This window comes from Kitasatospora sp. NPDC057015 (genome assembly GCF_042673745.1).
Taxonomy (GTDB): domain Bacteria; phylum Actinomycetota; class Actinomycetes; order Streptomycetales; family Streptomycetaceae; genus Kitasatospora.
On record NZ_JBHUSG010000022.1, the window covers coordinates 74,185 to 100,304 of the forward strand.

The following is a 26,120-nucleotide window of genomic DNA, read 5'->3' on the forward strand; positions in this document are numbered from 1 at the left end:
CGCCGTAGGTGACCTGCATCTCGCCGCGGGCCCGGCCGGGCCCCGCCCACCGCGCCTCCACGCTCCCCACCTGGGCGTTCCCGCCGGGGCCGGGCCGCCGGGCCCCGCGAGCGGGCCGGGTACCGCCAGGTAGGCTGCCGCTGCCCCCTTCCGGACCTGCGAGGAGTACCCGTTGGCCACCGATCCTGCCCCGGCGCCGGCAGGCCGCCCGATCACCGTCGTCGGGATCGGCGCCGACGGCTGGCCGGGACTGGCCGACCCCTCCCGGCAGGCGCTGCGCGAGGCCGAGGTGGTGATCGGCGGCCCCCGGCAGCTGGCGCTGCTGCCCGCCGAACTGGCCGCCGAGCGCGTCGGCTGGCCGTCCCCGCTGCGCCCGGCCGTGGCCGGCCTGCTCGCCGCGCACGAGGACCGCCGGGTCGCCGTGCTCGCCAGCGGCGACCCGATGTTCTTCGGCATCGGCCGCACCCTGGCCGAGACGGTCGGCGCCGAACGGCTGCGCGTCCTGCCGCACCCCTCCTCGGTCAGCCACGCCTGTGCCCGGCTGGGCTGGCCGCTGGACACCACCGAGACCGTCAGCCTGGTCGGCCGCCCGCTGGACGGCCTCACCCCGGCCCTGCACCACGGCCGCCGGCTGCTCGTCCTCAGCGCCGACGCGCACACCCCGGCCGCCGTCGCCGCCCTGCTGACCTCGCGCGGCTTCGGCGCCAGCCGGCTGCGGGTGCTGGAGCAGCTCGGCGGCCCCGGGGAGCGGCAGCTGGACGGCACCGCCGAGCAGTGGACGCACCCGGCCGGCGACCCGCTGAACCTGATCGCGGTGGAGTGCTCGGGCGCCGGCGTCCGCACCTCGCTGGTGCCCGGCCTGCCGGACGACGCGTACGAGAGCGACGGGCAGCTGACCAAGCGGCACGTCCGCGCGGCGACCCTCGCCACCCTCGCCCCCGCCCCCGGCGAGCTGCTCTGGGACGTCGGCGGCGGCTCCGGCTCGATCGCCGTCGAGTGGCTGCGCGCGCACCGCGACTGCCGCGCCGTCAGCATCGAACGCGATCCGGTCAGGGCCGGGCGGATCACCCGCAACGCCGCCGCCCTCGGGGTGCCCGGCCTGCGCGTGGTCACCGGTCCGGCGCCGGCCGCGCTCGCCGGGCTGCCCACCCCCGACGCCGTGTTCGTCGGCGGCGGACTCACCGCCCCCGGCCTGCTGGAGGCCTGCTGGGCCGCGCTGGCGCCGGGCGGCCGGCTGGTCGCCAACACCGTCACGCTGGAGTCCGAGGCACTGCTCACCGAGTGGTACCGGCGCTGGGGCGGGGACCTGCTGCGGCTCGCCGTCGCGCACGCCGTCCCCGTGGGCGGGTTCACCGGGTGGCGCCAGGCGATGCCCGTCACCCAGTGGTCCGCCGTCAAGCCGCCGCACCCGCCGGCCGGCCCGCCGGAGCGGGCTGCCACCACCCACCCGCCGACGCCCGCGCCCGGGCCGACGGGAAGCCTCCCGTCCGCCCCGGCGCAGCCGCCCGCCGCTTAGGAGCCCCCACATGACCGTCCACTTCATCGGGGCCGGCCCCGGCGCCGCCGATCTGATCACCGTGCGCGGGGCGCGGACCCTCGCACGCTGCGGGGTCTGCCTGTACGCCGGCAGCCTGGTCCCGCGCGAGCTGCTCGCCGAGTGCCCGCCGGGCGCCCGGCTGGTCGACACCGCGCAGCTCGACCTCGACCAGATCATCGCCGAGATCACCGCCGCCCACGAGGCCGGCCAGGACGTCGCCCGCCTGCACTCCGGCGACCCCTCCGTGTTCAGCGCCGTCGCCGAGCAGATGCGACGCCTGGACGCGGTCGGCATCCCGTACGAGGTCGTCCCCGGCGTACCGGCCTTCGCCGCCGCGGCGGCGGCCCTCAAGCGCGAGCTCACCGTGCCGACCGTCGGCCAGACCGTCGTCCTCACCCGGATCGCCAGGCGTGCCACCCCGATGCCCGAGGGCGAGGACCTGGCGACGCTGGGCCGCAGCCGCGCCCTGCTGGTGCTGCACCTGGCCACCGGGTACGTGGACGAGGTGGTCGAGGAGCTGCTGCCGCACTACGGCGCCGACTGCCCGGCCGCCGTGGTCGCGATGGCCAGCCGGCCCGACGAACTCGTGCTGCGCGGCACCCTCGCCGACATCGCCGGCCAGGTGAAGGCCGCCGGAGTGGTGCGCACCGCGGTCATCCTGGTCGGCCGCACGCTGGGCGCCGAGCAGTTCCGCGACAGCCACCTGTACTCGGCCGGGCGCGAGCGCCCGCACGAGCCCTGCGACGCCTGATGCCCGCCGCCGACACCGCCGGACCGCCGCCCGAGGGCGCCCGGCCCGGGGCCGGCCGGGCGGGCCACGTGCTGATCCTCGGTGGCACCACCGAGGCCCGCCGGCTGGCCGCCGCGCTGGTCACCGGCCCGGGCGCCGACCCGGCCCGGCTGGTGACCAGCTCGCTCGCGGGGCGGGTGGCCGAGCCCCGGCTGCCGGCCGGGCGGGTACGGATCGGCGGTTTCGGCGGCGCGGCCGGGTTGGCCGACTGGCTGCGCGCCGAGCGGGTGGACGCGCTGGTGGACGCCACCCACCCGTTCGCCGAGGTGATGTCCCGCAACGCCGCCGAGGCGGCCGCCGCCACCGGTGTGCCGCTGCTCGCCCTGCGGCGCCCCGGCTGGACCCCGGCCGCCGGCGACCGCTGGTACGAGGTGGCCTCCCTGGCCGAGGCCGCGGCCCTGCTGCCGGGGCTCGGCCGCCGGATCTTCCTCACCACGGGCCGCCAGGGCATGGCCGCCTTCGCCGGCCTGGACGCGCTGCACTTCCTGGCCCGCTCGGTCGACCCGCCCGCGCCGCCGATGCCCGCGCACACCGACGTCCTGCTGGCCCGGGGCCCGTTCACCCTGGACGAGGAACGCGCGGTGCTGCGCGAGCACCGGATCGACGTCCTGGTCACCAAGGACAGCGGTGGCGCCGCCACGGCGGCCAAGCTGACCGCCGCCCGCGAGCTCGGCGTCCCGGTCGTGATCGTCCGCCGCCCCGAGCCGCCGGGCGGCGTACCGGTGGCCGAGGACGTGGCCGCCGCGGTCGCCTGGCTGGCCACGGCCGGCGGCTGAGGGCCGGCGCGCCCGGCCGGTGAACACCGGGCCGGCTCCCGGCCGACCGGCACCGTGCGCGCCGGAGCGGCGGACCGGCCCGTACCGGGTCACCCTGGTGGTGGGAGTCGCCCCGGCCGGCACCGATCGCCCCGGCGACCGGTCCGACGCGGCTCGACTCGGGGGTTGGGTGTCGGAGAGGGGCACCAACGAGATATCTTGATATCAAGACGTTGTAGACGTGAAGCGGAGTAACGGTGACTGACTCGACCATCATCTATACGCACACCGACGAGGCCCCGGCCCTGGCAACGTATTCGTTCCTGCCGGTGGTCCAGGCCTACGCCTCGACGGCGGGCGTCAGCGTGGAGACGCGCGACATCTCCCTGGCCGGGCGCATCATCGCCAGCTTCCCGGAGCTCCTGGAGGAGGGCCAGCGCATCGACAACGCGCTCGCCGAGCTCGGCGAGCTCGCGAAGACGCCTGCGGCCAACATCATCAAGCTGCCGAACATCTCGGCCTCCGTCCCGCAGCTCAAGGCCGCGATCGCGGAGCTGCAGGCGCAGGGCTACGCGTTGCCGGACTACCCGGACGACCCGAAGACCGACGCGGACCGCGACGCCCGCGCCCGGTACGACAAGGTCAAGGGCAGCGCCGTCAACCCGGTGCTGCGCGAGGGCAACTCGGACCGCCGCGCGCCCGCCTCGGTGAAGAACTACGCCAAGGCGCACCCGCACCGCATGGGTGCCTGGACGCCCGAGTCGAAGACGAACGTCGCCCACATGAGCGCCGACGACTTCCGCTCCACCGAGAAGTCCGCCGTGATCGCCGAGGCCGGCACGCTGCGCATCGAGCTGGCCGCCGCCGACGGCGCCACCACCGTGCTGCGCGAGTCGGTACCCGTGCTCGCCGGTGAGGTCGTGGACGCCTCCGTCATGCACGTCGCCGCCCTGCGCGAGTTCTTCGCCGCCCAGGTCGCCCGGGCCAAGGCCGAGGACGTGCTGTTCTCGGTGCACCTCAAGGCCACCATGATGAAGGTCTCCGACCCGATCATCTTCGGCCACGTGGTGCGGGCCTTCTTCCCGAAGACCTTCGCCCAGTACGGCGAGGTGCTCGCCGCGGCCGGCCTGAGCCCGAACGACGGCCTCGGCGGCATCCTGAAGGGCCTGGACTCGCTGGCCGAGGGCGCCGCGATCAAGGCCTCCTTCGACGCCGAGCTCGCCGAGGGCCCGGCGCTCGCGATGGTCGACTCCGACCGCGGCATCACCAACCTGCACGTCCCGAGCGACGTCATCGTCGACGCGTCGATGCCGGCCATGATCCGCACCTCCGGCCACATGTGGGGCCCGGACGGCAAGGAGGCCGACACCCTCGCCGTCATCCCCGACAGCAGCTACGCCGGCATCTACCAGGTCGTCATCGACGACTGCCGCGCGAACGGCGCCTTCGACCCGGCCACCATGGGCTCGGTGCCCAACGTCGGCCTGATGGCGCAGGCGGCCGAGGAGTACGGCAGCCACGACAAGACCTTCGAGATCGCCGCCGCCGGCACCGTTCGGGTCCTCGACGCCGCCGGTGCGGTCGTGCTGGAGCAGCCGGTCGAGGCCGGCGACGTGTTCCGCATGTGCCAGACCAAGGACGTGCCGATCCGCGACTGGGTCAAGCTCGCCGTCAACCGCGCCCGCGCCACCGGCAACCCGACGGTCTTCTGGCTGGACGAGAGCCGCGCGCACGACGCCAACCTGATCGCCAAGGTCAAGGCGTACCTGCCGGAGCACGACACCGACGGGCTGCAGATCGAGATCCTGTCGCCCGCGAAGGCCACCGCCTTCTCGCTGGAGCGCATCCGCCGCGGCGAGGACACCATCTCGGTGACCGGCAACGTGCTGCGTGACTACCTCACCGACCTGTTCCCGATCCTGGAGCTGGGCACCAGCGCCAAGATGCTCTCGGTCGTCCCGCTGATCAACGGCGGCGGCCTGTTCGAGACCGGCGCCGGCGGCTCCGCCCCGAAGCACGTCCAGCAGCTGCTCAAGGAGAACTACCTCCGCTGGGACAGCCTCGGCGAGTTCCTCGCGCTGGCCGTCAGCTTCGAGCACCTCGCGCAGACCACGGGCAACGCGCGCGCCCAGGTCCTCGCCGACACGCTCGACCGGGCGACCGGCAGCTTCCTGGAGGAGGACAAGTCGCCGAGCCGCCGCCTCGGTGGCATCGACAACCGCGGCAGCCACTTCTACCTGGCGCTCTACTGGGCCCAGGAGCTGGCCAAGCAGAGCGACGACGCCCAGCTCGCGGAGGCGTTCGCGGCGCTCGCCAAGACGCTCACCGAGCAGGAGCAGACCATCGTCGCCGAGCTGATCGCGGTCCAGGGCTCGCCCGCCGACATCGGCGGCTACTACCAGCCCGACCCCGCCAAGGCGGCGGCGGTCATGCGTCCGTCGGCGACCTTCAACGAGGCCGTCGCGACCCTGGGCTGAGCCCGCGCCGATCCCGGTCGGTCCCGTGGGCCCCGGCCCGCGGGACCGGCCGCCCGGTGGGACCTCCGAGGCCCCGCGGACCGTCCCCGCGACGGCCCGCGGGGCCTTTGTCGGGACGTACGGGCGTCACGGCGGCCGACGGGCGGGCGGGCGGTGAGCGGCGACTAGGAACGGGCGCGCGCGGCGAGCGGCGAGCGGCCGGCAAGGGGCGGGCGCGCGGCCGCTCAGGCGTCGAAGTCGTACTCCAGGACGTACGAGGCCGAGTCGAGGGTCATCTCGTTCACCTCGACGGCCCGGCCGTCCTCGGCGAAGGCCGTGCGGCAGATCAGCATCACCGGGGTGCCGGCCGAGAGCCGCAGCCGCTCGGCCTCGTCCTGCGAGGGCATCCGGGAGCGGATCTCCTCGCGGAAGTGCACCGGCTTGTGGCCGAGTTCGGCGAGCCGGGCGTAGGTGCCGCCCGGTCCGGTGTCCTGCCGGGTTATCGCCGAGCTGGCCACCAGGTCGGCCGGGAGGTAGGACTCGGACAGCAGCACCGGCTTGCCGTCGAGCACGAACCGCCGGCTGCGGACGCAGACCGGGCGGGCCGGGTCGACGCCGAGCACCTCGGCCACCCGCGCCGGCGCCACCGCCTCCGCCACCTTCACCTGGTCCACCACCAGGACGCGCTCGGCTATGTCCGCGGACCAGATCGAGCGGCCCGCGCCCCACTGCCCCGCGGAGAGCCGCTGGATGCCCTGGCGCCGCAGCGGCTGGAAGACCCGCACGAACACGCCCACGCCCTTGCGGGCCTCGGCGATCCCCTCGCTCTGCAGCACACCCAGGGCCTGACGGGCCGTCATCCTCGCCACGCCGTAGCTGGCCATGAGGTCGTTCTCGCCGGGGAGGCGGTCGCCCGGCGCGTACTCACCGCTCCGGATGGCCTCCTTGAGGGCATCGGCGATCTGCTGGTACTTCGGCTGCCGGCGGTTGTCCGAGTTGGCCATGGGTTCGATTCCTCGCTTCCTCTCTAGACATCCTAGGACGGCACCGCCGCGCCTGCTATCGGTGCCGCACACATCCCGTGGCCCGTCCGGCGCGGCAGGGGAGCGCTCACCGACCGCCGGCGCGCCATTTCTCTAGAGAGCTTATTGACTTCTCTAGAGATCATGGCTTCACTGGAAGTATCCCCGAGGCCTGACCCGAGGCCACCGGCCCGCCCGGCACACGTCGGACCAGCGGAGCACCAGCCGCGCGCTTGCCGTACGAAGGATCGCCATGTCCGATTCAGCAGACATCTCCTTCCTCTCCCGAGCCACCTGGGCGATCCCCTCCGCCCCGAGCGAAGTCGCCGGCGTCCGGATCCGGGCCGTGGCAGAGGTCCGCTCCCTCGGCATCCCGCTGGAGGACAGCTCCGATCTCGAACTCGTCGTCACCGAGCTGGTGACGAACGCGATCCGGCACGGCGAGGGGCCCGAGGTCCACATCCACCTGCGGCTCCACCGGCCCGGGATCCTGGTCGTCGAGGTCCACGACCGCTCCCGGGCACACCCCGACGGGCCGCCGTCGGTCGGCGACGAACAGGAGTCGGGCCGGGGCCTGCACATCGTCGACGCGCTCGCCCTGCGCTGGGGGTTCCTGGAGTTCCAGCACCACAAGGCCGCCTGGGCGCACCTCGCGGTGCCGACCGGCGGTACGCTCCCGGCCCGCCTCACCGGTCGGCGCCCGGCCTCGCCCCCGCGCGCCGACCCCGGGCCGAGCGGGTTCAGCCGGCGCGTGGCACGCACCCGCGCCTGCCTGGTCCGGGCCCGGGACGCACTGCCCCGGCCCTGGCCGGTGGCGCCCCCGAGCGAGCCCGGCAGCCTACGGGCCGGCGGCCGGCACACCGCCGACGCCGCCCACCGGGCCCGCACCGCACCGCCGTTGCGGCGCGGCACCGCTCCCGCGGCGGGCCGGCGGGAGCCCGCCCGAGGCCGAACGGCGCTGCGCGGCGGAGCGGCGGCGCCCGGAGCGGTGACGTACCCGCCCCGGGCGGTGACGCCGCCGACGCCTACGGTCGCGCAGCCGGCCCCAGCGGCTCCGCCCGTCCGACGATGACGCCCGCCCGGTCGATGCAGATCACGTCCACCGCCACCGGCGAGCCGACCAGGACGTCCAGCGCGGTGGCCCGGGCCGCCCGGGCGACCAGGTCGCCGAGCGGGACGCCCGCCGCCCGGCAGAGCTGGATCGCCTCCAGCGCGGTGTTCGCCTCCGCGACGGCCCGCACCAGCTCCGGCCCGGCGCCGCCGCTGCGGGCGAGGCCGGCCAGGTAGCCCTTGTCCACCTGGGAGCGGGCCGAGTGCAGGTCCAGGTGCCCGGCGGCGAGCTTGGAGAGCTTGGCGAACCCGCCCGCGATGGTGAGCCGCGCCACCGGGTGGCGCTTGAGGTACTTCAGCACCGCGCCCGCGAAGTCGCCCATGTCCAGCAGCGCGTCCTCGGGCAGCCCGTGCACGGCGACGGCGACCTTCTCCGAGGTCGAGCCGGTGCAGCCGGCGACGTGCGTGCGCCCGGCCGCGCGGGCCACGTCCACCCCGCGCCGGATGCTGTCGATCCACGCCGAGCAGGAGTACGGGACGACGATGCCGGTGGTGCCCAGGATCGACAACCCGCCCAGGATGCCCAGCCGGGGGTTCCAGGTGGAGCGGGCGATCTCCTCGCCGTGGTCGACCGACAACTCCACGACCACGTCGCCGCCGTCGCCGTGGACCGCCGCCACCTCCGCGACGGCGTCCCGCATCATCTGCCGGGGCACCGGGTTCACCGCTGGCTCCCCCACCGCCAGCGGCAGCCCGGCCTTGGTGACCGTCCCCACCCCGGGGCCGGCCCGGAACACCACACCGCTGCCGGGCTCACCGCGCCGGACGGTCGAGCGGATCAGCGCACCGTGGGTGACGTCGGGGTCGTCCCCGGCGTCCTTCACCACGCCCGCCATCGCCCGGTCGTCGGCCAACTCCTCGACGGCCAGGGCGAAGGCCGGCTGCTGCCCCTTCGGCAGCGTGATCGTCACCGGATCCGGGAAGCCGCCGGTGAGCAGGGCCGTGTAGGCGGCCTTGGTCGCCGCCGTGGCGCAGGCGCCGGTGGTCCAGCCGTGCCGCAGGCCGCTGCTCCTCAGCTGCGCGGCGCGCCCGCCGATCTCAGCCACGGACGCCTCCCGCCGGGCCTGCGGTCCCGCGGCCGGCACCGGCCGCCCGCGGCCGCCCGCTCACGCGGTCCGGCCCGCCCGGCCCGCCGCCCGTGCACGCACCCATCGCCGCCACCCGTCCCTTCGGCTGCCCGCCGTCCGCGCCCGGCCGGAGCGGCCGCGCGTCTCCATCGTCCCCTGTCCGGCCCGCATCGTCCCAGCTGGGTCCCGGTCGGTGCCCCCACCGGCGCCGGCGGGGGCACCCGGCGACCGACCGGCCCCGGCCCGGCGGGTCGCCGACGATCACGGCCCGCCGGTGGTCCTGCGGCGGCCGCCCGGCCGGACGCTTCACACCGCCGCAGCACGGCGTTCGCACGGCGCCGCCAGGCTGGGGGCGGGGACGGACGGTCCGTCACCGCGAAGCACCCGGGAGTGACCATGACCGTCGGACGCCAACTGCATCTCGCCGTGTCCCTGGACGGGTTCGGCGCCCATCCGGCCGCCTGGCGGCGCACCGCGCGCGCCCCGGAGTCGGCCTTCGGCTCCGCCGACCTGCACCTCGACGCCGCCCGGCGGGCCGAAGAGGGGCTGCTCGACTTCGTCACCCTGGACGACTCGCGCCCGATCCACGCCGACCGCGACGGCCGGGCGCGCGGGCGGCTGGACGCCGCGCTGGTCCTGGCGGTGGTGGCCGCGGCGACCGACCGGATCGGGCTGGTGCCGACCGGCCTGACCAGCCGTCCGGTGGGTGAACTGGCCGACCGGATAGCGACCCTGGACCACCTGAGCGGCGGCCGGGCGGGCTGGCGGCCCCGGGTCGACACCACGCCGGAGCAGCAGCGGCTGGCGCTGGCCCCCGACGGCGGGCCGCTGCTCGTCGAACGCTTCGCGGAGGCCGAGGAGTTCACCCGCGCGGTGCTGGCCTTCTGGGACAGCTGGGCACCCGGCGCGCTGCTGGCCGACCGGGCCGACGGGCGCTTCGTCGACCAGGAGTTGATCCGGCCGGTGGACTTCACCGGAACACGGGTCCCGGCCAGCGGCAGCGCCGCCGTCCCCCGCCCTCCGCAGGGCCGGCCGGTGACCGCGATCCTCGGCCACGACACGGTGCCCTACCGGCTGCTGGCCCGGCACGCCGAGGTGGCCTTCATCACCCCGTTCGACACCGCCGGGCTGCTGGCCATTCGCGGTGAAGTGGAGCGACTGCGCAAGGAGTTCGGCCGCTCCGAGCAGCCCTACCGGCTGTTCGCCGACCTCAACGTGGTGCTGGCCGACACCGAGGCGGCCGCCCGGGAGCGGCTGGCCGACCTCGACGCCCTCGACGGCGAGCCGTTCAGCAGCGACGCCGCCGTCTTCGCCGGCACCCCGGTCGGCCTGGCGGACCACCTGGAGGAGTGGTTCCGGGACGGCGGCGCCGACGGGTTCCGCCTGCGGCCCGCCGTACTCGCCGAGGACCTGGACGCGGTGGTGGACGGCCTGATCCCCGAGCTCCGGCGGCGCGGGCTGTTCCGCACCGCGTACACGGCGCAGACCCTGCGCGGCCACCTGGGCCTGCCCGCGGTCGACGGTCCGGACCCGCGGTGACGGCCGGCCCGCACCCGCGGTGACATGGGCCCCGCCCGGCGCGTCGAGAGGCCCGTCGGGCGGGCGCCGGGCGGCCGGGCAGGGGGGCTGCTGATCTGGTGGCGTGGACGGAGCGCGGTACGGCCCCGCCCTCCGACCGGACGGTGCCCCAGCCGCCCGCCGGCGGTACCACCGGCGGCTGCACGCTCTGATCGCTCGCCTGCACGCGGCGCGCCCCGGCCCCCGGGGGCGACGCGGGGGGCCGGTGCGCGCCGTCGCGGTCAGTCCTCCGGGTAGCGGCGCGGGGTCCAGACGACCTCGGTGCCGTTGTCGCGTTCGACGATCCGGGTCTGCGAGGAGCCGATCAGCAGCAGGGTCCGCATGTCGACCTCGGCCGGGTCCAGGTCGGCCAGCCGGACGACGCGCACCCGCTCGGTGGGGCCGCCCACGTCCCGGGCCATGACCACCGGGGTCTGCGGGTCGCGGTGTTCGAGCAGCAGGTCGCGGGCCAGGCCGACCTGCGTGGTGCGGCTCTTCGAGCCGGGGTTGTAGAGCGCCAGCACCAGGTCCGCCTCGGCGGCGGCCCGCAGCCGGCGGGCGATGGCCGCCCAGGGCTTGAGCCGGTCGGAGAGCGAGACCACCGCGTAGTCGTGCCCGAGCGGCGCGCCGACCCGGGAGGCGGCGGCGTGCGCGGCGGTCATGCCGGGCAGCACCCGGACGGGCACCGAGCGGTACGGGTCGGCGCCGGCGGCCTCCAGGACGGCGGTGGCCATCGCGAAGACGCCGGGGTCGCCGGAGGAGACCACGGCCACCTTGTGGCCGCGCCGGGCCAGGTCGAGGGCGAACTCGGCCCGCTCGGCCTCCACCTTGTTGTCGGAGCCGTGCCGCTGCTGGCCGGCCCGGACCGGCACGCGGTCCAGGTAGGTGGTGTAGCCGACCAGGTCGGTGGCGGCGGCGAGGGCGCCGCGGGCCTCCGGGGTGAGCCAGAGCGGCCCGGCGGGGCCGGTGCCGACCACCACCACCTCCCCCTCGCCGGGCACGGGCGCGGGGACGGGCCGGTCGATCCGGCTCGGCAGCACGGCCACCGAGAAGTACGGGACGGTGTCCGGGTCGACCTCGGCGAGCGGGGCCGTCCGCTCGGCGGCCATGGTGGCGCGCTCGACGTACTGGGCGTCGTCCAGCCGGCCGGCCCGTTCCAGCGCGCGGCGCACGGTGGGGAAGGTCCGGCCGAGCTTCATGATCACGGCCGAGTCGGTGGACGCCAGCCGGGCCGCCAGCTCCTCCTCCGGCAGGGTGCCGGGCAGGATGGTCAGCACCTCCTCGGCCTCCACCAGCGGGCGTCCGAGCCGGGCGGCGGCGGCACTGACCGAGGTCACGCCGGGCACCACCTCGGTCGGGTAGCGGTGCGCCAGGCGCTTGTGCATGTGCTGGTAGGAGCCGTAGAAGAGCGGGTCGCCCTCGGCGAGCACCACCACGTCGCGGCCGGCGTCCAGGTGGGCGGCCAGCCGGGCGGCGGCCTCCTCGTAGAACTCGTCGATCGCGCCGCGGTAGCCGCCGGGGTGGTCGGTGGTCTCCACGGTCAGCGGGTAGACCAGCTTCTCCTCGATCTGACCTTCCGTCAGGTACTGCTCGGCGATGGAGCGGGCGATCGAGCGGCCGTGCCGGGCGCTGTGGTACGCCACCACGTCGGCCTTGCCGATGAGTTCGGCGGCGCGGACGGTGACCAGCGAGGGGTCGCCGGGCCCCAGCCCGACGCCGTAGAGCCGGCCGGGACCACCCGTGGTCGACTGATCGTCCGTCATTCTTCCTCACTCGCAATCGCGTTGACGGCGGCGGCGGCCATCGCACTGCCGCCGCGCCGGCCGCGGACCACCAGGTGCTCCAGCCGGGAGGGGTGCTCGGCCAGGGCCTGCTTGGACTCGGCGGCGCCGATGAAGCCGACCGGCACGCCGATCACGGCGGCCGGGCGGGGCGCCCCCGCCTCGATCAGCTCCAGCAGCCGGAAGAGCGAGGTCGGCGCGTTGCCGACGGCGACCACCGCGCCGTCCAGCCGCGGCAGCCACAGCTCCATGGCGGCGGCGCTGCGGGTGTTGCCCATCTTCCTCGCCAGCTCGGGCACCGACGGGTCGGAGAGGGTGCAGATCACCTCGTTGTCGGCCGGCAGCCGCTTGCGGGTCACCCCGCTGGCGACCATCGACACGTCGCAGAGGATCGGTGCGCCGGCGCGCAGCGCCCGGCGGGCGTCGGCCACCACGCCGGGCGACCAGAGCAGGTCCTCGACCAGGTCGGTCATGCCGCAGGCGTGGATCATGCGCACCGCGACCTGCGAGACGTCGGCGGGCAGGCCCGCCAGGTCGGCCTCGGCCCGGATGGTGGCAAAGGACTCGCGGTAGATCGCCGCCCCGTCCTTCTCGTACTCGATCACTTGGTCCTCCGGGCCCGGGCCACTGCGTCGGCCATCTGTTGCGTTGTCGTTGCTTGGTAGGTGGGTGCGGCGTCGGGGCGGCGGACGGCCACCCGGTACCCGTCCGGTGTGGCGAGGGCGTCCACCCACGTGCCGGCCGGGTGCCCGCACCGCCGCTCGCAGCCCGACCAGTGCACGGGCAGCAGCCGCCCGGCGGCCGGGTCGGCGCCGGCCAGCGCGCGGGCCGCGTCGCCGCGGACGTCCGCCAGGGACTTGGCGCAGCCGGGGGTCCCGGTGCAGGCCATGGCGAGTTCCCACGGGGAGTGCGGGTCGAGGCCGAGGCCGGCGGCCGTCAGCCGGCCGGTCCACGTCCGCGCCAGCTCCGGGGTGAGGCCCGGGACGACGGCACCGCGCCAGGGGGTCACCCGCAGTTCGCCTGCGCCGTCGGCGGCGGCCTCCGCCAGCAGCCGCCACTGCGCGACGCCGGCGCGGCCGAAGGGCAGGCCCGCCGAGAGCCCGTGGCGGCCGTCCGGGCCGGCCACCGGGCCCGCCTGCGGCAGCGCGCCGGACAGGACGGGCAGGGCGACGGCGGGCGAGCCGGGCGGGGTGAGCCGGGCGCCGTCCGGGTCGGCCTCGCGGATCCGCCAGGCCTGGGCGCCGGTCTCCCGCAGCAGGGTGAGGAAGTCCTGAGCCGCGCGCAGTGCCTCGGCGACGGCGCGCACCGCCGGTACGCGCAGGGCGGTGGTGGCACGCCCGAGGCGCAGGAGTGCCCGGTCGGCGGGGGTTGCGATCAATGTCACATCGGCGTCGAGGCCGGCGACGTCGCCCCGGCCGTCGTCGAGGGCGAACAGGAACCGGCCGGAGAGGGCGGTGGACCACTCGGCGGCGCACAGTGCGGCGTCCAGCTCGCGGGCCCAAGTGGTCACGTCCGCATGCCCGTTGCCGTCGATCCCGGCGAGCGGTGAGGCCACGATGTTGCGTATCCGCTCGTGCCGGTCGGAGGGCAGCAGGCCGGCGGCGCGCAGCCGGCCGCCGAGCTCGGCCCCGCAGCCCTCGGGCAGGCCCCGCAGTTGGACGTTCCCCCGCGAGGTGGTCTCCAGGTGCCCGTCCCCGAGCTCCTCGGCGGCGGCGGCCAGCGCGAGCACCTGACGGCTCGTCAGCAGGCCGCCGGGCAGCCTGACTCGGGCGAGCGCGCCGTCGTCGGCCGTATGTAGACGAAGGGCCCCCGGGCACGCGTCCTCGCGTGCCCGGTCGGGCACGCCGGGGCCCGGGGCGACGGGGTCGGGTGTGGGTGACATGGCGGCGAGCATACCCAGGATCCGGCCGGGGACTCTGTCCCGTGGATCACCCTCAGCGCCTACTATGCTCGCGGGCGGATCCTTCGGGGTCCGCTCACGCCAGAGACGGCGCAAAGGGGAGGAAACCGGTGCAAACCCGGTGCGGTCCCGCCACTGTGACCACGGTTCATCGGCCGTGGGAGCCAGGAACTCCTGCCGTCCCGATTCCCCCGCGCTCCGGCCGGGGGTCCCCCACGGGGCGCGGACCCCGAGGAAGGCTCGACCTATGCGCTGCCGCATGCCTGCGCCCGGGCTCACGCCCGCGCCGGACGCCGTGCCCCCGCCCGTGCCGTCGTCCGGGCGCACGCCCGCGCTGACGCCCACGCTCATGCCCCTGCCCGCCATCGAGGCCGGGAGGGCCTTCGCATGATCCTGCTTCTGTCGACCTCCGACACCGACCTGCTGAGTGCCCGGGCGAGCGAGGGCCCGGTCGGGTACCGCCTCGGCAACCCGGCCCGCCTCACCGCCGAGGACCTCCCGGCGCTGGTGGAGGGCACCGACCTGGTGGTCGTCCGGCTGCTCGGCGGGCGCCGGGCCTGGCAGGAGGGCCTGGACGCGCTGCTGGCCGGCCCCCGCCCGGTGATCGTGCTGACCGGCGAGCAGGCCCCCGACGCCCAGCTGATGGAGCTGTCCACCGTTCCCGCCGGCATCGCCGCCGAGGCGCACGCCTACCTCGCGCACGGCGGCCCGGCGAACCTCGCCGAGCTCGGCGCCTTCCTCTCCGACACCGTGCTGCTGACCGGCCACGGCTTCGCCGCCCCCGCCTCCGCGCCCGAGTGGGGCCCGCTGGAGCGCACCGCGACGGCGGAGAACGCCGACGGCCCGGTGATCGCGGTGCTCTACTACCGCGCCCACCACATGAGCGGCAACACCGCCTTCGTCGAGACGCTCTGCCGGGCGATCGAGGACAAGGGCGCCCGCCCGCGCCCGCTGTACTGCTCCTCGCTGCGCGGCGCCGAGCCCGAGCTGCTGGCCGAGCTGGCGCAGGCCGACGCGATCATCACCACCGTCCTCGCGGCCGGCGGCACCCGCCCCGCCGACGCCTCCGCCGGCGGCGACGAGGAGGCCTGGGACGCGGGCGCGCTGGCCGCCCTCGACCGCCCGATCCTCCAGGCGCTCTGCCTGACCTGGTCGCGCGCCGCCTGGGAGGCCAGCGACGACGGCCTCTCCCCGCTGGACACCGCCACCCAGGTCGCCGTCCCCGAGTTCGACGGCCGCCTGATCACCGTCCCGTTCTCCTTCAAGGAGCTGGACGAGGACGGCCTGACCGTCTACGCGGCCGACCCCGAGCGGGCCGCCCGGGTCGCCGGCATCGCGGTACGGCACGCCCGGCTGCGGTACATCCCGGCCGCCGAGCGGCGGCTCGCCCTGGTGCTCTCCGCGTACCCGACCAAGCACGCCCGGGTGGGCAACGCCGTCGGCCTGGACACCCCGGCCAGCGCGGTGCGCCTGCTGACCCGGCTGCGTGCGGAGGGCATGGACCTCGGGCCGCTGGACGGGCCGGACGCGCTGCCGGGCCTGGCGCCCCGGCCCGACGGCCCGGAGGCGGGCGGGCGATCTGCGCTGAACGACACCCACGAGGGCGACGCGCTGATCCACGCCCTGATCGCGGCCGGCGGCTACGACCAGGACTGGCTGACCGAGGACCAGCTCGCCCGCAACCCGGTGCGGATCCCGGCCGCCGACTACCGCCGCTGGTACGCCGAGCTGCCCGCGGGCCTGCGCGAGGAGGTCGAGCGGCACTGGGGGCCGGCGCCCGGCGAGCTGTACGTGGACCGCAGCGTCAACCCGGACGGCGACATCGTGCTCGCCGCCCTGCGGGCCGGGAACCTGCTGGTGCTGATCCAGCCGCCGCGCGGCTTCGGCGAGAACCCGGTGGCGATCTACCACGACCCCGACCTGCCGCCCTCGCACCACTACCTGGCCGCCTACCGCTGGATCGCGGCCGCCCAGGAGGACGGCGGCTTCGGCGCCGACGCGGTCGTCCACCTCGGCAAGCACGGCAACCTGGAGTGGCTGCCCGGCAAGACCGCCGCGCTGTCCGCGGAGTGCGGACCGGACGCGGCGCTCGGCGACCTGCCGCTGGTCTACCCCTTCCTGGTGAACGACCCGGGCGAGGGCACCCAGGCCAAGCGCCGGGCGCACGCCACCCTGGTCGACCACCTGGTGCCGCCGATGGCCCGGGCCGAGAGCTACGGCGACATCGCGCGGCTGGAGCAGCTGCTCGACGAGCACGCCAACATCGCCGCGATGGACCCGGCGAAGCTGCCGGCCGTCCGGGCCCAGATCTGGACGCTGATCCAGGCCGCCCGCCTCGACCACGACCTCGGGCTCGCCGAGCGGCCGGAGGACGACGGCTTCGACGACTTCCTGCTGCACGTGGACGGCTGGCTCTGCGAGGTGAAGGACGCCCAGATCCGGGACGGCCTGCACGTGCTGGGCCAGGCCCCGGTCGGCGTCGACCGGGTCAACATCGTGCTCGCCATCCTGCGGGCCCGGCAGATCTGGGGCGGCGTGGCCGCGCTGCCCGGCCTGCGCGAGGCGCTCGGCCTGGACGAGTCCGCGCCCACGCTCGGCGCGGCCGACGCCGCCGAGGCGAAGGCCCGCGAGCTGGTCGAGGCGATGGAGGCCGAGGACTGGGCTCCGGAGGCGGTCGAGAAGGTCGCGGCCGGTCTGCCGCCGGCCGTGGCCGAGGTGCTGGACTTCGGCGCCCGCCAGCTGGTGCCGCGGCTCGCCGCCACCACCGACGAGTTGGACGCCGTGCTGCACGCGCTCGGCGGCGGCTTCGTCAAGGCCGGCCCGTCCGGCTCGCCGCTGCGCGGACTGGTCAACGTGCTGCCCACCGGCCGCAACTTCTACTCGGTGGACCCGAAGGCGGTGCCCAGCCGGCTCGCCTGGGAGACCGGCCAGGCGCTGGCCGACTCGCTGGTGGAGCGCTACCGGGCCGACAACGACGGCGCCTACCCGTCGTCGGTGGGCCTCTCGCTCTGGGGCACCAGCGCGATGCGCACCGCCGGCGACGACATCGCCGAGGCCTTCGCGCTGCTCGGCGTCCGCCCGGTCTGGGACGACGCGTCGCGCCGGGTGAACGGCCTGGAGGCGATCAGCCCGGCCGAGCTCGGCCGCCCGCGGATCGACGTGACGCTGCGCATCTCCGGCTTCTTCCGCGACGCGTTCCCGCACGTGGTCAACCTGCTGGACGACGCGGTGCGACTGGCCGCCCGCCAGGAGGAGACGGACGAGGAGAACTTCGTCCGCGCCCACGTGCAGGCCGACCTGGCCGTGCACGGCGACGAGCGCAAGGCCACCGTCCGGGTGTTCGGCTCCCGCCCGGGCACCTACGGCGCCGGCCTGCTCCAGCTGATCGACAGCCGGGACTGGCGCACCGACGCCGACCTGGCCGAGGTCTACACGGTCTGGGGCGGCTACGCCTACGGCCGCGACCTCGGTGGCCGCCCGGCCCGCGAGGAGATGGAGACGGCGTACAAGCGGATCACGGTGGCGGCGAAGAACACCGACACCCGTGAGCACGACATCGCCGACTCGGACGACTACTTCCAGTACCACGGCGGCATGGTGGCCACCGTCCGGGCGCTCACCGGCAGGGCCCCGACCGCGTACATCGGCGACTCGACCCGCCCGGAGACCGTCCGGACCCGCACCCTCACCGAGGAGGCGGCCCGGGTCTTCCGCGCCCGGGTGGTCAACCCGCGCTGGATCGAGGCGATGCGCCGGCACGGCTACAAGGGCGCGTTCGAGATGGCGGCGACCGTCGACTACCTGTTCGGCTACGACGCCACCACCGGCGTGGTCGCCGACTGGATGTACGAGAAGCTCACCCAGGAGTACGTGCTCGACCCGACCAACCGGGAGTTCCTCGCGGGGGCCAACCCGTGGGCCCTGCACGGGATCAGCGAGCGCCTGCTGGAGGCGGCGAGCCGGGGCCTGTGGGCCGAGCCGGACCCGGAGCTGATCGAGCAGCTGCAGGCGGCGTTCCTGGAGACCGAGGGCGACCTGGAGGACGAGGGCTGAGCCCCGTCCGACCGCCCCGGCCCTGACCGGCCGAACCCGGCTGCCCCGACCCGCACGGTCGGGGCAGCACCTTTTTCCCCTTGCGTTTCCCTCCTCGCGCTTCCCTCCTCGCGTTCTCCCCCTCGCCTTGCCGCCCTGGTCTCCACCGGCCCTTGGATGTCAAAGATTCTGGACATGGAGTCTGCTTTTCTTTACATTGATGCCATGCCACTCGAAGAGAAGCGCGTATGGATCATGGGCGTGGTCACCGTCGTGGCGTACGCCGCGTACCTGGCCGCCGTGCTCGGCGGGGCCGGCGGCACACCGCTCAGCCACCTGCCCTACACGGCCGCACTGCTGTGGAGCGTCCTCGCCGCGGTGGTCGCGACGATCGTGCTCGACATCGCGGCGGCGCTCACCACCCGCGAGGACTGCGGCCGCAAGGACCAGCGGGACCGCGAGATCCACCGCTTCGGCGAGCGGATCGGGCAGGCCTTCGTGGTGCTCGGCGGGGTGACGGCACTCGGGATGGCGCTGGCCCGGCTCGACCCGTTCTGGATCGCCAACGCGACCTACCTGGCGTTCGTCCTGTCCGCCCTGCTCGGCTCCACCGCCAAGATCGTCGCCTACCGCCGGGGGCTCCCCGCATGGTGAAGCCGACCCGGGTCACCAACGTGATCCGCGCCCTGCGGTTCACCCACGGCGGGATGACCCAGGCGGACCTGGCGGTCCGGATCGGCGTCACCCGTCAGACCGTGATCGCCATCGAGCAGGGCCGCTACTCCCCCTCGCTGGAGCTGGCGTTCCAGATCGCCCGGGCCTTCGCCGTCCCGCTCGACGACGTCTTCCAGTACCCGGACGACCAACCGGACGACCAGCCGGACAGCCAACCGGACAACCAGCCGGCCGGCGGGCCGGCTAGCGAAGGAGACCGACCGTGAAGGCCGTCGTCCAGGACAGGTACGGCCCGCCCGAGGTGCTGGAGGTGCGGGAGGTGGACAGGCCGGTGCCCGGCCCCGGCGAAGTGCTGGTGCGGGTGCGTGCGGCCGGCCTCGACCCCGGCGTCAGGCACCTCACGACCGGACTGCCCTACCTGGTGCGGCTCGGCGTCGGGCTCCGGGCGCCCCGGGTCCGGACCCGGGGCATGGACGTCTGCGGGCAGGTGACGGCGATCGGCCCCGAGGTGACCGACGTCCGGGTCGGCGACGAGGTGTTCGGCACCTGCGCGGGCTCCTTCGCCGAGTACGCCGTGGTCCGGCGGGACCGGTGCGCGCCGAAGCCGGCGAACCTGACCTTCGAGCAGGCGGCCGCCGTCCCGGTGTCCGCGGTCACCGCCCTCCAGGCGCTGCGCGACGCGGGGCGGGTACGGCCCGGACAGCACGTCCTGGTGATCGGCGCGGCCGGCGGGGTGGGGTCGTTCGCGACGCAGCTGGCCAAGGCCTTCGGCGCGGAGGTCACCGGGGTGTGCGGCCCCGCGAAGGCGGAGCTGGTCCGCTCGCTCGGCGCCGACCACGTCAGCGACTACACCCGGGAGGACGTCACCGACGGGCCGCGGCGCTACGACCTGATCGTCGACACGGCGGGCGGCCGGCCGCTGTCCCACCTGCGGCGCGCCCTGGCCCCGCGGGGGACGCTGGTGATCGTCGGCGGGGAGCACGACGGCCGGTGGCTGGGCGGCACCGACCGGGCGCTCCGGGCGCTGCTGCTGTCGCCCTTCGTCCGGCAGCGGCTGCGCGGCCTGCTCGCGACACCGGGCCGGGGCGACCTCGCGGTGCTGGCCGGGCTGATCGAGGCGGGCCGGGTCACCCCGCTGCTCGACCGGGCCTTCCCGCTGGACGAGGTGCCCCGGGCCGTCCGGTACCTCGCCGAGGGCCACGCCCGCGGCAAGGTCACGATCACCGTGGCCGGCCCGGACGACCACCCCGCGTACTGAGCCCGCCGCCCCGCCCGCCGGGGCCCCGGCGGGGCCGGGCATGCCCCGGCGGAACGCGGGCAGACGCGAGGAGTGGAACTTCTCGACCGTCACCGGCCGCGTGGCCTGGTGACATTACGCACCGAAGCGGACAATCGGAGGATGTCACTCGGATCCGCCCTGACCCGGCCAGCTCGCTACGCCGCACTGGTCGCGGGCGCGGTACCGGTGCTCTGCTTCCCCTCCGCCGGCCTCGGCGCGCTGGCCTGGGTCTGCCTGGTGCCGGGCCTGCTGCTGATGCAGCGGGCCCCGGGCGCGCGGGAGGCGGCGGTGCGCGGCTGGTGGTTCGGAGCCGGCTTCATCCTCACCGCGATGTACTGGCTGGTGCCCTCGATCGGCCCGGGGCTGCTGCCCCTCGCCGTGCTCTTCGGCGCGCTGCAGGCCGCGGTGGGCCTGGCGGTGTGGGTCCTGCTGCGCCCGCCGCTGACCGCCCGCCGGGCGCTGGCCGCGCTGGTGGTGGTGCCGGCGGTCTGGGTGACCACCGAGTTCGCGAGGTCCTGGCACGCGCTGGGCGGCCCGTGGGCGCTGCTCGGCGCGACCCAGTGGCAGCATCCGGCGGTGCTCGCGCTGGCCTCGGTCGGCGGGATCTGGCTGGTCAGCGCCGCGGTGGTGGCCGCCAACACAGCGGTCACGGTGCTGCTGTGCGCCCGGCGCCGGCCGGTCCGCGCGCTGGCGGCGTGCGCCGTCGTGGCCGTCCTGCTGGCCGGGCCGCTGCTGTTCGCCCTGCGCACCCAGCCGAGCCCGGACCGGTTCGCCACCGTGGCCCTGGTGCAGCCGGGGGTGGTGGCGGACGCCGGGGACCGGCTGGACGCCGGTGTCCGGGCCACGGCCGCGCTGGCCGGGCAACCGCTGGACCTGGTGGTCTGGGGCGAGAGCAGCACCACCGCAGACCTGGACCGCGACCGGGCCACGCTGGCCACCCTGCGCGGGCTGTCCGCCGCGACCGGCGCCCGGCTGCTGGCCGGCGAGGACGCCCGCAAGGCCGACGGGCGGATCTCCAAGGACACCGTGCTGATCGGGCCGGAGGGCATCGAGGACCGCTACCGCAAGATCCGCCTGGTGCCGTTCGGCGAGTACATCCCGCTGCGGCCGGCGCTCGGCTGGATCGCCGGCGTCAGCCGCGCGGCCGGTGAGAACCGGGCCCCGGGCAGTGCCTTCCACGTCCTGCCGGCCACCGACCGGTCCGGTGCGCCGCTGCCCGTCGGCGCGCTGATCTGCTTCGAGTCGGCGTTCCCGGACATGTCCCGGGCGGCCGTCGACGAGGGCGCCCGGGTGCTGGTCTACCAGTCCTCGACGTCCACCTTCCAGCACACCTGGGCGCCAGAGCAGCACGTCTCGCTGGGAGCGCTGCGGGCCGCCGAGACCGGGCGTCCGGTCGTCCAGGCCTCGCTCACCGGAGTCTCGGCGGCCTTCGACGCCCAGGGCCGCGAACTCGCCCGTCTGGGCACCGACCGCAGCGGCACGCTGACCGTGCGCCTGGCGCTGGTCGCTCCCTCGGCCCGGACGGTCTACGACCGGATCGGCGACGTGGTGCCGGTGACGGCGGTGGCCGTGACGGCCCTCGCCGGGGCGCTGGCGCTGCGCCGGCCCCGGCGGCGGCCGGCCGCGGGGACGGGGCCCACCACCCCCGTCGCCGGGGCCGATCAGTCCACGGTGCCGGCCAGGTAGACGCCGAAGGCGGCCCCCTGCGGATCCCGCAGGACGGCGATCCGCGGGCCGGCCGGCACCGTTGTGGCCGGCATCAGGACCTCCCCGCCGAGCCCGGCGGCCCTGCTCGCGGTGACGTCGACGTCCGCCACCGCGAAGTACGGCAGCCAGTGCGGCGGGAGGTCGGGCGGGAACTGGTCGCCCATCGCGAGCAGACCGCCGAAGTCCTCCCCCGCCAGGCCCCACTGGGTGTACGACTCGCCCTCGTTCACCGACCAGCCGAAGACCTCGGGGTAGAAGGCGACGGCCCGCTCGGGGTCGCGGGTGAGCAGTTCGGCCCAGCCGAGGGCGCCCGGGTCGTTGAACACCCCGGCGCCGGCGAAGGTACGGGCCTGCCAGAGGGCGAAGACGGCGCCGGAGGGGTCGGCGACCACCGCGAACCGGCCGATGTCCAGCACCTCCATCGGCTCCATCAGCACCCGTCCGCCCGCGGCGACGACCTCGGCCGCGGTGGCGTCGGCGTCCCGGACGGCGAACGAGACCGACCACGCGGTGCGCTGCTCGGGGCCGTACAGCGGGCTGAGGCCGGCGGCCGGGGCCTCGCCCAGGTGCATGACCGTGTAGCCGCCGGCCTCCGGGCGCGGGTCGGTCTCGGCGCGCCAGCCGAACAGCTCGCCGTAGAAGGCCTTGGCGGCGGCCGGGTCGGAGGTGGCGATCTCGGCCCAGCTGGGCGCCCCGATGGTCACTTCGGTCTGCTTCATCTGTCCGTTCCTCTCGGGTTTCCTCGGTCGGCTCCGCCCGCTCCGGCGTGTCCGCCCCGGGGCCGGTCCGGCCCGACGACGGTGCGCCGCGGCGCGCGGTCGCGCGCCCCCTCCACAGCATGGGGCGCGGCGGGCGGCCGGGCGCGCGGACGGGCCGTGCCCGATGGGCCGGAAGGGGCGCCCGGCACGGAAGGGAGTTGTTCAAATTGGAACTACGAGGTACGGTCGGTCCTCGTCCACCGGTTCGAATCCGACCCAGCCCGTCGTCCGGACCACCCACCGCAGCATCGGAGGCCCGGCATGCCGCAGCACGGCACCGCCACCGTGCGCTCTCGCGTGCGCATCCCGCTGACCTTCCCCGACGGCTACCGCGCCGACGCCGAGGTCCTCACCTTCCACGGCCTGGCCGACGGGGCCGAACACCTGGCCCTCGCCCTCGGCGAGGTCCGCGGCACCCCGCTGGTGCGGCTGCACTCGGAGTGCCTCACCGGCGACGTGTTCGGATCCGACCGCTGCGACTGCGGCCCGCAGCTGCGCGAGTCGGTCGAGCGGATCAGCGAGGCCGGCGGCTACCTGCTCTACCTCCGTCAGGAGGGCCGCGGCATCGGCCTCTACAACAAGCTCGACGCGTACGCCCTGCAGGACGCCGGCCTCGACACCTACGAGGCCAACACCGCGCTCGGCCTGCCCGAGGACGGCCGCGACTACACCGCGGCCGCGCAGATGCTGCACGCGCTCGGCGCCCCCGCGATCGACCTGCTGAGCAACAACCCCGACAAGGCGGACCAGCTGGCGGCGCTCGGCGTCGAGGTCGGGCTGCGGGTGCCCACCGGCGTCCACCTGTCCGACAGCAACGTCCGCTACCTGCGGGCCAAGGTGGAGCACACCGGCCACTCGATCGCGCTGCCGAGCCTGGTGGGCTGACCCCGCTCCGGCCGGGCCCGCGCCGCGCCAGGCCCTGGGTGCGGCGCGGGCCCGGCCGGTGCACCCTGGGAGGAGGGGGTCGCGCGGAGGGAGGACACCTCGTGACGGTGCACCATCCGGACCGGTCACCACACCGGCGACAGCACCCCCGGCGGCCGTGATGACGATCCCCTCCCCCTCCGTGTCCCGCGTCCCGGTCACCGTCATCGGCGCCGGACCGTACGGCCTCGCCACCGCCGCCCACCTCAAGGCCCACCGGGTTCCACTGCGGATCCTGGGCGAGCCGATGGACGGCTGGCGCACCCGGATGCCGGCCGGGATGTTCCTCAAGTCCACCCCGCGCGCCTCGAACATCTCGGCACCCGCCGACGGCCATCGCCTCAGCGACTTCCGGGCCGCCCGCGGCCGGCCGCCCGTCGGCGACCTCTACCCCGTCCCGCTCGCCGAGTTCGTCGAGTACGGCGACTGGTACCAGCGGCGCTGCGTCCCCGAGGTGGAGCGCAGCACCGTGACCGCCGTCGAGTACCTGCGCGACGGGTTCCGCGTCACCCTCGACGACGGCGCGGTGTTCGGCACCCGCGCCGTGGTGGTCGCCACCGGCCTCGCCCCCTACGCCAGGATGCCGACCGCGCTCGCGCCGCTCGCCGACCTCGCACTGGCCTCCCACACCTGCGAGCACACCGACATGTCCGTGTTCGCGGGGCAGCGCGTCGCGGTGATCGGCGCCGGGCAGTCCGCCCTGGAGGGCGCCGCCCTGCTCAGCGAGGCGGGCGCCGTCCCCACCCTGGTCTCCAGGAACGAGCAGGTGCTCTTCGGCACCCCGCCGCCGACCGACCTCAACGGCGACCGGCCGCTGCCCGCACGCCTGGTCAAACCCGGCTCCACGCTCGGCCCCGGCTGGTCCCACGTGGCCTTCAGCCGCACCCCGCAGGCCTTCCGCCACCTCCCCGACGGCACCCGGGCCCACCTGGTGCGCGCCGTCCTCGGCCCCTCCGGCGCCTGGTGGCTGCGCGACCGCGTCCGGGGGCGGATCCCGCTGCTCGCCGGGTACACCGTCCACCACGCCGAGCACGCCGGCGGGCAGATCCGCCTGCGGTTGCGCGGGCCGAACGGCAGCACCGACACCCTGGAGGCCGACCACGTGCTGGCCGCCACCGGCTACCGGGTGGACGTCGACCGGCTCGACCTGCTCGACCCCGCCCTCCGGCGGGCCGTCCGACGCGCCAACGGCGGCGCCCCGCGGCTCTCCGCCGGCCTCGAATCCTCCGTCCCCGGCCTCTACTTCACCGGACTCGCGGCGGCCGACACCTTCGGGCCCGTCCTGCGCTTCGTCTGCGGCACCGGCTTCGCCGCCCGCCGCGTCAGCCGCGCCGTCGCCACCACCCCGCGCTGACCCGCGCGCACCGCCGTCCCCGGCCGGCTCGCCGGGGACGGCGTCATGCCCGGGGCCCGCGCCCCGGACCGACCCTCACCCCCGGTTCCGCACGCTCCCCGCGAGCACCCGCACGGCGGAGCAGCCGAACCGGGCCGCCTCGGCGACCGTGGGTGCCAGGTCGTCCCGGCAGAGCCAGGCCCGCTCGGTGGAGCGGCGCGGCCAGACGTCCCGCGGCGCGCGGCGCTCCCCCCAGGACGTCGCCAGCATGGACAGCAGGTCGATCTGGCCCACCCCGAAGCTGCGCGAGAGCTGCGCGCCGGACGGCACCGGGCGGCCGGTCAGCGTGAGGTGCAGGGCGCGCACCACGTCCACCCCGTCGACCGTCTCGAAGAGGCGGAACTGGGCGCCCGTCCTGGGGTTGAAGTCGACCAGCTTGTACCGGCCGTCCCGCAGGTCCAGGCGCCAGTCCAGATCCGCGACCCCGCGGTAGCCGATCCGCCGGCAGAGCCGGGCGGCCAGCGCGGCCAGCTCCGGATTGGGGCAGGCGCGGGCCCGCGCGGTGACCCCTCGCCCGGGCGGCCAGGAGCGCACCTTGCGGCCGGTGAAGAGGGCCAGCGGCTCGCCGTCCGGGCCGCAGCAGAGATGGGTGATCCAGTCCTCGGACCGCTCCGGCGGCAGGTACTCCTGGGCCAGCACGGAGGGCGCCCCACCGTCCGGTCCGCCGCGCGCGAGGGTGGCGAGCAGCTCCTCCTCGCTCCGCACCACCGTGGTGTGGCCGACCGCCGGGTGGCGGAGCCGGGTGAACGGTTCCAGGTTCTTCAGCACCAGCGGGTAGCCCCAGCGGCGGCCCGCGTCGACCAGCTCCGCCCGGCTGCCGGGGGCGCAGGCCCGCGGGGTGGGGACGTCGGCCTCCCGGCAGATCGCGTGCAGGCCGGCCTTGCTGGCCAGGCGCCGGGGCAGCTCCGCGGGCACCGGCGGCAGCAGGAACCAGCGGGCCAGTTCCGCCCGGTGCTCGGCGAGCAGGACGGCGGACTCGTCGTCGGTGGCCACCGCCACGCTGGGCCGGCCGATCCGCCGGCCCGCCGCCAGGATGGCGGCGAGCAGCTGCCCGGGAGGCTCGCGCCCGGTGCTGGGCCGTACGAAGGCCCCGGTCAGGTAGCGGGAGACGGCGGTCGGGGTGAGCCGGTCCTCGACCATGGCGTAGACCGGCACGCCGAGCCGGCCGAAGGAGCGCACCGCGCCGAGGTGGCTGGGCGTCTGCGGATAGTGTCCGACCTTGACCAGGAGCACGGGGACCTCGCGGTCCAGCTCCGGTCCGCCGTGCGCCGAACGGGTGAGGTCGGTACGGCTTCGGTCCGGGCGGGTGAAGTCGGTACGGCTGCGGTCCGGGCGGGTGAGGTCGGTACGGCTGCGGTCCATGCGGCTGCGCTCCAT

At 75.9% G+C, this 26,120-nt stretch carries 20 protein-coding genes and 1 riboswitch; of the genes, 13 read left to right on the forward strand and 7 right to left on the reverse strand.

The features are described from left to right. The first annotated feature begins 172 nt into the window (after window positions 1–172). The 4 genes from cbiE (at window position 173) to ACFTWP_RS21545 (ending at window position 5,559) form a co-directional block, all read left to right on the forward strand. A complete protein-coding gene (gene cbiE / locus ACFTWP_RS21530; RefSeq protein ID WP_380266242.1) occupies window positions 173–1,516 on the forward strand; it encodes a precorrin-6y C5,15-methyltransferase (decarboxylating) subunit CbiE in 1,344 nt (447 codons plus the stop codon). 10 nt (window positions 1,517–1,526) lie between these two features. Beyond that, window positions 1,527–2,288: a precorrin-4 C(11)-methyltransferase gene (gene cobM, locus ACFTWP_RS21535; RefSeq protein WP_380266244.1), complete on the forward strand. Its 762-nt coding sequence runs from the start codon at window positions 1,527–1,529 to the stop codon at window positions 2,286–2,288. Further along, complete coding sequence (locus ACFTWP_RS21540; RefSeq protein WP_380266245.1) at window positions 2,288–3,103, forward strand: cobalt-precorrin-6A reductase; 816 nt, start codon at window positions 2,288–2,290, stop codon at window positions 3,101–3,103. Before cobM ends, ACFTWP_RS21540 begins: the two co-directional genes overlap by 1 nt. Before the next feature lie 236 nt (window positions 3,104–3,339). Next, window positions 3,340–5,559: an NADP-dependent isocitrate dehydrogenase gene (locus ACFTWP_RS21545; RefSeq protein ID WP_380266246.1), complete on the forward strand. Its 2,220-nt coding sequence runs from the start codon at window positions 3,340–3,342 to the stop codon at window positions 5,557–5,559. 224 nt (window positions 5,560–5,783) lie between these two features. Here the strand turns inward: ACFTWP_RS21545 and ACFTWP_RS21550 are convergent, their stop codons facing one another. Further along, window positions 5,784–6,542 (reverse strand): GntR family transcriptional regulator, encoded by a 759-nt coding sequence (locus ACFTWP_RS21550; RefSeq protein WP_380266247.1) that lies wholly within the window; start codon window positions 6,540–6,542, stop codon window positions 5,784–5,786. A 271-nt stretch (window positions 6,543–6,813) separates the two neighbouring features. On the opposite strand from ACFTWP_RS21550, the gene ACFTWP_RS21555 reads away from it, so the two are divergent. Further along, on the forward strand, window positions 6,814–7,632 hold the full coding sequence (locus tag ACFTWP_RS21555) for an ATP-binding protein (RefSeq protein ID WP_380266248.1): 819 nt from the start codon (window positions 6,814–6,816) through the stop codon (window positions 7,630–7,632). On the opposite strand, the gene ACFTWP_RS21560 is transcribed toward ACFTWP_RS21555, so the two are convergent. Beyond that, entirely contained in the window at window positions 7,586–8,716 is a 1,131-nt protein-coding gene (locus ACFTWP_RS21560; protein WP_380266249.1) for a cobalt-precorrin-5B (C(1))-methyltransferase, read from the reverse strand. The genes ACFTWP_RS21555 and ACFTWP_RS21560 overlap by 47 nt on opposite strands. A gap of 417 nt (window positions 8,717–9,133) precedes the next feature. On the opposite strand from ACFTWP_RS21560, the gene ACFTWP_RS21565 reads away from it, so the two are divergent. Then, complete coding sequence (locus ACFTWP_RS21565) at window positions 9,134–10,276, forward strand: LLM class flavin-dependent oxidoreductase (protein WP_380266250.1); 1,143 nt, start codon at window positions 9,134–9,136, stop codon at window positions 10,274–10,276. A gap of 260 nt (window positions 10,277–10,536) precedes the next feature. Here ACFTWP_RS21565 and ACFTWP_RS21570 read toward each other — a convergent pair whose 3' ends face one another. From ACFTWP_RS21570 to cobG, 3 genes are read right to left on the reverse strand one after another with little or no spacing between them, the layout of a single operon-like run. Continuing rightward, a complete protein-coding gene (locus ACFTWP_RS21570; RefSeq protein ID WP_380266251.1) occupies window positions 10,537–12,057 on the reverse strand; it encodes a precorrin-2 C(20)-methyltransferase in 1,521 nt (506 codons plus the stop codon). Next, complete coding sequence (locus ACFTWP_RS21575; RefSeq protein WP_380266252.1) at window positions 12,054–12,680, reverse strand: precorrin-8X methylmutase; 627 nt, start codon at window positions 12,678–12,680, stop codon at window positions 12,054–12,056. The genes ACFTWP_RS21570 and ACFTWP_RS21575 overlap by 4 nt, the downstream gene beginning before the upstream one ends. Next, window positions 12,677–13,957 carry a precorrin-3B synthase gene (gene cobG, locus ACFTWP_RS21580; protein ID WP_380266253.1) on the reverse strand — a complete coding sequence of 427 codons (1,281 nt, stop codon included), beginning with the start codon at window positions 13,955–13,957 and terminating at the stop codon, window positions 12,677–12,679. Before cobG ends, ACFTWP_RS21575 begins: the two co-directional genes overlap by 4 nt. A gap of 89 nt (window positions 13,958–14,046) precedes the next feature. Further along, window positions 14,047–14,172, forward strand: a riboswitch (cobalamin riboswitch). 190 nt (window positions 14,173–14,362) lie between these two features. Between cobG and cobN the strand changes: the two genes are divergently transcribed. The 5 genes from cobN (at window position 14,363) to lnt (ending at window position 21,647) form a co-directional block, all read left to right on the forward strand. Beyond that, complete coding sequence (gene cobN, locus ACFTWP_RS21585) at window positions 14,363–18,028, forward strand: cobaltochelatase subunit CobN (protein ID WP_380266254.1); 3,666 nt, start codon at window positions 14,363–14,365, stop codon at window positions 18,026–18,028. A gap of 204 nt (window positions 18,029–18,232) precedes the next feature. Further along, a complete protein-coding gene (locus ACFTWP_RS21590) occupies window positions 18,233–18,661 on the forward strand; it encodes a hypothetical protein (protein ID WP_380266255.1) in 429 nt (142 codons plus the stop codon). Beyond that, window positions 18,655–18,948 (forward strand): helix-turn-helix transcriptional regulator, encoded by a 294-nt coding sequence (locus ACFTWP_RS21595; RefSeq protein ID WP_380266256.1) that lies wholly within the window; start codon window positions 18,655–18,657, stop codon window positions 18,946–18,948. Before ACFTWP_RS21590 ends, ACFTWP_RS21595 begins: the two co-directional genes overlap by 7 nt. After that, window positions 18,945–19,940 (forward strand): NAD(P)-dependent alcohol dehydrogenase, encoded by a 996-nt coding sequence (locus tag ACFTWP_RS21600; RefSeq protein WP_380266257.1) that lies wholly within the window; start codon window positions 18,945–18,947, stop codon window positions 19,938–19,940. The genes ACFTWP_RS21595 and ACFTWP_RS21600 overlap by 4 nt, the downstream gene beginning before the upstream one ends. 141 nt (window positions 19,941–20,081) lie before the next feature. Further along, a complete protein-coding gene (lnt, locus tag ACFTWP_RS21605) occupies window positions 20,082–21,647 on the forward strand; it encodes an apolipoprotein N-acyltransferase (RefSeq protein ID WP_380266258.1) in 1,566 nt (521 codons plus the stop codon). Here the strand turns inward: lnt and ACFTWP_RS21610 are convergent. Beyond that, the gene (locus ACFTWP_RS21610; RefSeq protein WP_380266259.1) at window positions 21,623–22,387 is read right to left on the reverse strand and encodes a VOC family protein; all 765 of its coding nucleotides are present in this window, start codon (window positions 22,385–22,387) and stop codon (window positions 21,623–21,625) included. The two genes, lnt and ACFTWP_RS21610, sit on opposite strands and share 25 nt — an antisense overlap. 300 nt (window positions 22,388–22,687) lie before the next feature. Here ACFTWP_RS21610 and ribA point away from each other — a divergent pair, with 300 nt between their 5' ends. Both ribA and ACFTWP_RS21620 read left to right on the forward strand, forming a co-directional pair. Further along, window positions 22,688–23,311: a GTP cyclohydrolase II gene (ribA, locus tag ACFTWP_RS21615; protein WP_380266260.1), complete on the forward strand. Its 624-nt coding sequence runs from the start codon at window positions 22,688–22,690 to the stop codon at window positions 23,309–23,311. Between the two features lie 181 nt (window positions 23,312–23,492). Next, window positions 23,493–24,704 carry an NAD(P)-binding domain-containing protein gene (locus ACFTWP_RS21620; protein ID WP_380266261.1) on the forward strand — a complete coding sequence of 404 codons (1,212 nt, stop codon included), beginning with the start codon at window positions 23,493–23,495 and terminating at the stop codon, window positions 24,702–24,704. Between the two features lie 75 nt (window positions 24,705–24,779). On the opposite strand, the gene ACFTWP_RS21625 is transcribed toward ACFTWP_RS21620, so the two are convergent. After that, window positions 24,780–26,105 (reverse strand): ATP-grasp domain-containing protein, encoded by a 1,326-nt coding sequence (locus ACFTWP_RS21625; RefSeq protein WP_380266262.1) that lies wholly within the window; start codon window positions 26,103–26,105, stop codon window positions 24,780–24,782. Window positions 26,106–26,120 lie beyond the last annotated feature (15 nt).